The 1,237-nt window shown below is 60.5% G+C and carries 2 protein-coding genes; both read right to left on the minus strand.

What is annotated here, in order from left to right:
* On the minus strand, nt 1-418 hold a 418-nt coding region (locus EN780_RS34605; protein WP_128276492.1), incomplete at its 3' end, for an FtsQ-type POTRA domain-containing protein.
* 219 nt (nt 419-637) lie between these two features.
* The coding region (locus EN780_RS34610) for an RIP metalloprotease (protein ID WP_133372888.1) at nt 638-1,237 on the minus strand (600 nt) is incomplete at its 5' end.

Genomic DNA, 1,237 nt, shown 5'->3' on the forward strand with positions numbered 1-1,237 from the left:
GCTGGGAGAAGGTGCCGCGCGGCTTCAGCTGCACGGCGACTGCCAGTGCATTGTCCTTGAGCTTCTTGTTGCCCTGGAACAGGACCTGGTTCACGACCTTGTATTCGGAAACTTTGACGACCAGCGAGGAGCCGACCTGGTTGATCTGCACATCCGAGAACAGTCCGGTGCCGAACAGCGCCTTGACCGCATCGTCGACGTCGGAGCTGGAGAAGGCCTTGCCGGGCTTGATCTGGATGTAGTTGCGGATGGTGTCGGCGTCGACACGCTGATTGCCCGTCACCTCGACTCTGGAGACAACGGCCGCCTCGGCAGCTGATGTGGCAACGAACTGCACTGCGAGCGCGCCTGGCACAACCAGAGCGGCGGACAAAGCCACCGCGGACGCGGCGCTCAGAAACTTGGATGCTGCCTTCATCGGGCTTTTGTACCTTTTCTCGTAGTCCCCACGGCGAGAAAACCGGACGTGCGGTAATTTTCCCATACCGTATTAACCGGATTTTCCCTACACGCAAGGCTTCTGGTTAATTTGTAATTACTTAACCCTGGTGCGTGGCTTTCGCGTCACGCCTTACCCCTGTGCATGGTAAACGGCGTCTCAACATTGCGGCTGCTGAAGCCAAATTTCTTCATGATTTCAGCATCCAAACAGATCGTTCCAGAATACGAACCCCATGAAGCCGAGCACCAGAAGCAGCCCGGCCCGATAGGCCATTTCCATCATCCGTTCCGACACCGGCCGGCGGATGACCGCCTCCACGCCGTAGAACAAGAGGTGGCCGCCGTCGAGAGGGGGAATCGGCAACAGGTTGAGAATTCCTATCCCCACTGACAGGAAAGCAACAAGCTGCACAAGCCACTCGAAGCCGAGCTTTGCCGCCTGCCCCGACATTTTCGCGATCTTGATCGGCCCGCCCAGCTGGCATTTGTCCTCGCGGCCGACGAGGAAACGCTGCAGGAACTGACCGGTGCGCTGAATGACGTGACCGGTCTCTTCGACGGCCGCTCCCACCGCACCGACCGGATTGTAGGTGATGACGCGCGGCTGGCCGAGTTCCGTGCTGTTGGCGACGCCGATCACCGCCACCTTGATCTTGTTGCCCAGCGCGTCCTGCTGCTCCATCGGCTCCGGCGTCGCCGTGAGCGTGATCTCCTTGCCGCCACGCAGCATGGTGAAGGCGATGGCGTCGCCGCCGCGACCCTGGACCAGGCGCTGGACGTCGGCGAAGGTTTCGAC

Origin of the sequence: Mesorhizobium sp. M4B.F.Ca.ET.089.01.1.1, assembly GCF_004022605.1 — a bacterium.
GTDB lineage: Bacteria > Pseudomonadota > Alphaproteobacteria > Rhizobiales > Rhizobiaceae > Mesorhizobium > Mesorhizobium abyssinicae.